8 protein-coding genes and 1 CRISPR repeat array are annotated in these 6,000 nt (G+C 33.8%); all 8 genes read left to right on the top strand.

Annotated features, from left to right (window positions below):
* Positions 1–42: 42 nt before the first annotated feature.
* The 8 genes from GJV76_RS12485 (at position 43) to GJV76_RS12450 (ending at position 5,973) form a co-directional block, all read left to right on the top strand.
* Complete coding sequence (locus tag GJV76_RS12485) at positions 43–228, top strand: hypothetical protein (RefSeq protein WP_155092948.1); 186 nt, start codon at positions 43–45, stop codon at positions 226–228.
* A gap of 2 nt (positions 229–230) precedes the next feature.
* A complete protein-coding gene (locus GJV76_RS12480) occupies positions 231–740 on the top strand; it encodes a CRISPR-associated protein Cas4 (protein WP_155092947.1) in 510 nt (169 codons plus the stop codon).
* Between the two features lie 13 nt (positions 741–753).
* Positions 754–1,761, top strand: coding sequence for a type I-B CRISPR-associated endonuclease Cas1b (gene cas1b / locus GJV76_RS12475; protein WP_155092946.1), 1,008 nt, complete (start codon positions 754–756; stop codon positions 1,759–1,761).
* Positions 1,761–2,024 (top strand): CRISPR-associated endonuclease Cas2, encoded by a 264-nt coding sequence (cas2, locus tag GJV76_RS12470; protein ID WP_155092945.1) that lies wholly within the window; start codon positions 1,761–1,763, stop codon positions 2,022–2,024. Before cas1b ends, cas2 begins: the two co-directional genes overlap by 1 nt.
* 205 nt (positions 2,025–2,229) lie before the next feature.
* A CRISPR array of direct repeats spans positions 2,230–3,116; the repeat unit is 30 nt; unit sequence CTTTTAACCGCACCATATAGGTATTGAAAT.
* A gap of 178 nt (positions 3,117–3,294) precedes the next feature.
* Positions 3,295–4,008 carry a DNA alkylation repair protein gene (locus GJV76_RS12465; protein ID WP_155092944.1) on the top strand — a complete coding sequence of 238 codons (714 nt, stop codon included), beginning with the start codon at positions 3,295–3,297 and terminating at the stop codon, positions 4,006–4,008.
* 229 nt (positions 4,009–4,237) lie between these two features.
* Positions 4,238–4,756 (top strand): hypothetical protein, encoded by a 519-nt coding sequence (locus GJV76_RS12460; RefSeq protein WP_155092943.1) that lies wholly within the window; start codon positions 4,238–4,240, stop codon positions 4,754–4,756.
* Between the two features lies 1 nt (position 4,757).
* Positions 4,758–5,240 carry a hypothetical protein gene (locus GJV76_RS12455; RefSeq protein ID WP_155092942.1) on the top strand — a complete coding sequence of 161 codons (483 nt, stop codon included), beginning with the start codon at positions 4,758–4,760 and terminating at the stop codon, positions 5,238–5,240.
* Positions 5,241–5,487: 247 nt separating this feature from the next.
* Positions 5,488–5,973 (top strand): GNAT family N-acetyltransferase, encoded by a 486-nt coding sequence (locus tag GJV76_RS12450; RefSeq protein ID WP_155092941.1) that lies wholly within the window; start codon positions 5,488–5,490, stop codon positions 5,971–5,973.
* Positions 5,974–6,000 lie beyond the last annotated feature (27 nt).

Raw genomic sequence — 6,000 nt, 5'->3', positions numbered from 1 at the left:
ATAGTATCTTAATTGTCCACTTTTTGCTGACGATTTACAGTTATGTCTAAGTACGTGTTTTCTGTTTTCGCAAGTAAAAATATTGAAACACAAATAGACATTTTTACCAATCCAGATAAGTCTAAATTTGGTTATAAATATATAGAGCGTTGGAGAGAATTTTATACAGAAGAAGGAGGAATGGACACAAATAGACTTAATGGGATAGAAGAAACTCAATTTTTATAACAATGTTAATTAACGCAACACATATCAACCTATATCACGTATGTAAACGCGAATTATGGCTACACTTTCACGGTGTGCGTATGGAATTCAATTCAGATCTTGTAGCCGATGGTAAATTGATAGGAGAAACATCTTATAAAGATAGGTCAGAAAAATATACCGAACTACAATTAGGTAACATAAAAATAGACTTCTATGATGCAAGAAATCATGTAGTACACGAAGTAAAGAGGTCAGACAAGGTAGAGCATGCTTATACGGCGCAGGTTAAATATTATTTGTATAGATTGTTGTTAGCAGGGATAGATGATGCTACAGGTATAATTGAATATCCTACTTTAAGGCAACGTGAACAAGTACTATTAAGTAAAGAAGATATTGATGATATAAAAATGTGGGAAGAGGATATACAACAGATTTGCGAAAGTGAAGAATGTCCAAAAGTGATAAATGCAAAGATATGTAAGTCTTGTAGTTATTGTGATTTTTGCTATATAAAGGAAGAGTATTAAACTATAAACGACTATGAAAAAGACTTATTATTTATTCAATCCAGGACGCTTAAGTAGAAAGGATAATACCCTAAAGTTTACCCCTACAGATGCAAATGGTAATGAGGGTACACCAAAGTATATTCCCATAGAAGGAATTGCTGACTTGTTTTGTTTTGGAAGTTTAGACGCTAATAGTGCTTTATATACTTTTCTTGGCAAGCAAGGTATTGCGGTTCATTTTTTTGATTATTATGAGCATTATTCAGGTTCTTTTATGCCTAAAGAATACCTTTTGGCAGGTAAGATGCAAATAGAACAAACTAAGAATTATATAGATAACAAGAAAAGATTGATTTTAGCAAGGAAGTTTGTGTCAGGAGCCTCATTTAATATGGTTAAGAATCTTCGTTATTATATTAACAGAGATAGAGATTTGCAAGATATTCAAGATGCAATAGAGAGATATAATTCACTTATCGAAAGCAGTAATGAAGTGGATGAGTTGATGGGAGTAGAGGGGAATATTAGACAAATGTACTATTCCGCGTTTAATGATATCATTACTTCTGATTTCACAATGGATACTCGTAGTAAGCGACCTCCACAAAATGAGATAAACGCATTGATCTCGTTTGGCAATATGATGTGTTATAGCCTTTGTTTAAGCCAGATTTATCATACACAGCTTAATCCTACAATAAGCTTTCTTCATGAACCAGGTTATAGACGTTATTCTTTAGCTCTTGATTTAGCAGAGATATTTAAACCACTTTTAGTAGACCGTTTAATATTTAGATTGTTAAATAAGAAAGAGATACAAGCGAAAGATTTTGATCATCAGTTAAATAGTTGTGTTTTAAAGGAATCAGGGAGAAAGATCTTCGTAAAAGCGTGGGAAGAGAAAGTAACAGAAACTTTTAAACACCCAGTCCTAAAACGCAGTGTTAGCTATAAGCATTTAATAAAGTTAGAATGTTATAAGTTGAGTAAACACATTTTAGGAATAGAAGAGTATAAACCTTTTAAATCACGTTGGTAATGTATGTAATATTGGTCTATGATATTGGTGACAAGAAAGTAGGAAAGATGCTTAAGCTGTGTAGAAAATACCTGAATTGGATACAAAATTCAGTATTTGAAGGAGAGATTACTGAAGTAAAATTAAAAGAACTATTGTCAGAAGCTAAATTAATTATAGATAAAGAAAAAGACAGTATTATTATATTTAAAAGTAGACAAGAGAAATGGCTTGAAAAACAAGTAGTAGGGAAAGAGAAAAATGAGTTGGATAATTTCTTATAGTCGTCGATAGCGCTACTTTTAGATGGTTCGTTCTTTGAAATATTGTAATAACGTAAATTAGGTGTTGATTTTCAGATAATTATAGGGTAGTCGAACCTAAGAGGAAAATCGGTTATTATAGGTCGACTAATTTTGGTAATCAAAAAGGAATAAATATATTTGCTTAGCCTTCAAAAAAGGCTTTTTTATGTCGTGCAATTCACGGCTTTTAACCGCACCATATAGGTATTGAAATAGCTGTTAGAGATACTGTGATTGATATTTTGAACGACCTTTTAACCGCACCATATAGGTATTGAAATGTAACAAAGTATAAGTTAAGTGAGATTAAGCCTTTCTTTTAACCGCACCATATAGGTATTGAAATTGCTGAAGAAGATGTATTACGACAAGAACGTGAACTTTTAACCGCACCATATAGGTGTTGAAATCGGATATGGAAATATTGAATCGACTTTAGATTATTTCTTTTAACCGCACCATATAGGTATTGAAATTGATTCTATTGGAACTATTAATAAAGATGTAGTAAACTTTTAACCGCACCATATAGGTATTGAAATGGGTTATTACTCGCCCCTGCGTATTCCCCCATTAATCTTTTAACCGCACCATATAGGTATTGAAATACAACTAATAAAGTCGCAAGCTAATAAGGAAGCACAGCTTTTAACCGCACCATATAGGTATTGAAATACAACTAATAAAGTCGCAAGCTAATAAGGAAGCACAGCTTTTAACCGCACCATATAGGTATTGAAATACAACTAATAAAGTCGCAAGCTAATAAGGAAGCACAGCTTTTAACCGCACCATATAGGTATTGAAATGCATTATCTGCAACTATTAAATCGTTAGGCCTATCCTTTTAACCGCACCATATAGGTATTGAAATCCCACTTTGATATGCACAGCCTTAGGTAGCTTTGCAACTTTTAACCGCACCATATAGGTATTGAAATGTATTTCTTTCTCTTTCTCTGTTAATCTATACTTCTTTTAACCGCACCATATAGGTATTGAAATTAAGTATAGATAGACCTTTCTTAGCAAGATAACTTGCTTTTAACCGTACCATATAGGTATTGAAATCACGAATATCTCACGATCTCTGGAGATACTTGAATACTTCTAAACACACCATAGTGGAACTAAAAACATTTAGGGCCTCGACTATATTCGGGGCATTTTTTTTGCACTAATATTTCGCAAACTAATTGTAGGGTGTATTGGAAAATAAAATACCTTTCTACCTGTAAATTAATGTGTGATGAAAGATATACTACTCGATATACGTCAGACCTTACAAGACTTTGCTGAGCCTGCTCTGGTCTCTGCTTCTGCGCGTTTCTTTAAAGAAGGAGAGCAACCCAGAGAATATGGAGTTTCTAAGGAAATACTAGCTAAGATAGGTAAAGAGTTGTTCAACGATGTAAAGGAGAAACCAAAGGAGGAAGTGTATTTTTTGTGCGAGGAGCTATGGAAGTCCTTGTATTTTGAAGAAGCTTATATTGCTTGTATAATAACCAAACGCTTGCACCGTCATTATACTGCGAAAGATGTCAATCTGTTTGAACATTGGTTAGCTAATTATGTCAGTAATTGGGCGAGTTGTGATACTTTGTGTACTTCTACTGTTGGGCCAATTCTCATGCAATTTCCTCAAGAGGTAGATCGATTAAGTCAATGGGCAATATCAACTAATAGGTGGATGCGCAGAGGGGCAGCAGTTAGTCTTGTCGTACCTGCTAAAAAGGGATTGTATTTAGCTCAAGTTTTTACAATTGCGCGATTACTAATGCAAGATAAAGATGATTTAGTGCAGAAAGGCGTTGGTTGGATGCTAAAGGAAGCAAGTCGATTGCATCAAGAGAAAGTGTTTGACTTTATTCTTCAGCACAAAACTGTTTTGTCGCGAACCACGTTGCGATATGCCATTGAGAAAATGCCTTTAAATTTAAAAAGAGAGGCTATGTTGAGGTAAATAGTGCCGTTTCTACCTTTTGCTTCTATGCTTATTTTAATTCTATTTCAATTGTCGAAATATGGCGATAAATCCTGTCATGGCATGTGTTCATTGGTTTGTGGATTATTCAAAAAGGCATTAAGTGACTTTTGGTAAATTAGAGTGAACTATATTTCATTGTAGAAGTACTTAGGTGTGTTAAAATTTTAATATATTTACTCTCGAAATGTCAAAAAATAGAAATAAAATGTCTACAAAAGGTATTACCTATAAACAAAGAAACAAGGCAAAAGGAGTTTTGTTTGGAATCAGTTACGTTGTAATAGCTATTGGAATACTTACTTATTTTTTCAGTATTATTGACATTGTCAAATATGTGAACGACCAGATGTATATGGCCGTTATTTATGCTTTTTTAGGAGCAATTCCTCTTTTTTTAATGAAACCTCTTTATAGTGATTCGGCATCGATTACCTATTCCAATGATGTGATGTATGTAAAGATTGGCAGCAGAAGTTATACTGTGAGGTATAGTGAGATAGACAAGATGATACATGATCAAGGAGTCAAACAATGTCTTGATTTTTACAATCAAAGAGGAGAGAAAATTTTGACAATTGCCCCTGTTGTAAGTAAAGAGTCTACTGACGATTTTTACGATGGAGTGATTGATCACATTTACACGAAGAAGGACTTCGAGGCTTCTGAGAAGTGGTATACGATCAAGCGTCAAAAGGTGTGTATTGTTACTTATAAATCAAAATAATATGATTGTATCAGAGAATACTTTTTACATCATTATAGGTGTATTAGTTTTAATAGCTATTGGCGTTTATTTGTATTTTCGCTGGAAAGGCAAAAGTGTAAGTGGCAGTTGGATTACATTGATTATGCTGATGGTGGTGTTTTTTGTCTACCTCTATACTCCGAGAAAATTAGTGGTTGAATCTTGTGAGAATTATACTGTAGAGGTAATCTTGTTACCTACGCAAATAGAAGACGTAAATACTTCTTATGGCTACAAGAGTTATGTGGTTAATAATACTTCAAATACACTGAGTTTTGAATATGTTTATTATGGGAATAATGTTCCAAAAGACAACGAAGTTTCTGTTTTTATTGAGCCTGGAGAAGTTAAGTCCGTTCGAGGTTCGAAAATAGATTATATATTGTCAAACCCCGATAGTAATATTCGAGTTAAAGGCAAAGGGGCTACAAAGACAGTCTTGTCCTGTGATGTAGAACAATAATATAAAGAAAGCAATAGTAAGTACTATTGCTTTTTTCTTTTTAGGGAAGTTTCTTTTTTTTCTTTTTGAAAGTTCAGTCAAATAAAGTGGTAGAATTGAAGAGAATATTTTTTTACCTTGCTGAAAAGTGGATAGGTAACAAAACAGAGCTGATTTGATTAAGTGCATTTAGTGTTTTTGTACGCTAATAGATAGATTATGAGTGCTTTGATTTTCGTGCTATATCCTGTTTTAAACAAACTGAATAATGAAAAGACTATATTTTAGACCTCTTGTCATAGAGGATAAAGAACAACTGCTGTATATCTACTCTGACAAAGAGGCAATGAAGCACAGAGCCAGTAAACCATTAGAAACTCTGGAAGATGCAGAGAATATGGTGAAGCAAGCTCATCGTGAATGGGAGAGCAAAACGAAAGTAAGGTTGGCTGTTGTTCAACAAGAAAATGATGTGCTAATCGGTACAGCGATGTACTTTTTCGAATCGCCTACAGTTGTCGAGATAGGTTTTTCTATCGGTAAAGACTTCTGGAAGTACGGCTATGGACAAGAGGGAACAGAAGGATTAATGGAGTATATTAAAGCTAATGAGCCCAATGTCACTACCATAGTAGGAATTGCCCGCAGTGCCAATGACAAGTCTATTAAGATGATGCAAAACATCGGTTTTACAGAAATAATGGATTACGATGGGGAAGACAAAAGAAGATTTGAATTTATAGTTAACGGTTAACAGTTAACAGTTAACAGTTAACAGTTT

The sequence above is a fragment of the Myroides albus genome (assembly GCF_009711045.1).
GTDB lineage: Bacteria > Bacteroidota > Bacteroidia > Flavobacteriales > Flavobacteriaceae > Flavobacterium > Flavobacterium album_A.
The sequence above is the reverse complement of the archived record's forward strand: the minus strand, read 5'-3'. Positions and strand labels throughout refer to the sequence as shown.

Excerpts from the sequence above, each read along its gene's own strand:
- GJV76_RS12485 (WP_155092948.1), top strand. The coding sequence starts at position 43 with ATGTCTAAGTACGTGTTTTCTGTTTTCGCAAGTAAAAATATTGAAACA.
- GJV76_RS12480 (WP_155092947.1), top strand. The coding sequence starts at position 231 with ATGTTAATTAACGCAACACATATCAACCTATATCACGTATGTAAACGC.
- cas1b (WP_155092946.1), top strand. The coding sequence starts at position 754 with ATGAAAAAGACTTATTATTTATTCAATCCAGGACGCTTAAGTAGAAAG.
- cas2 (WP_155092945.1), top strand. The coding sequence starts at position 1,761 with ATGTATGTAATATTGGTCTATGATATTGGTGACAAGAAAGTAGGAAAG.
- GJV76_RS12465 (WP_155092944.1), top strand. The coding sequence starts at position 3,295 with ATGAAAGATATACTACTCGATATACGTCAGACCTTACAAGACTTTGCT.
- GJV76_RS12460 (WP_155092943.1), top strand. The coding sequence starts at position 4,238 with ATGTCTACAAAAGGTATTACCTATAAACAAAGAAACAAGGCAAAAGGA.
- GJV76_RS12455 (WP_155092942.1), top strand. The coding sequence starts at position 4,758 with ATGATTGTATCAGAGAATACTTTTTACATCATTATAGGTGTATTAGTT.
- GJV76_RS12450 (WP_155092941.1), top strand. The coding sequence starts at position 5,488 with ATGAAAAGACTATATTTTAGACCTCTTGTCATAGAGGATAAAGAACAA.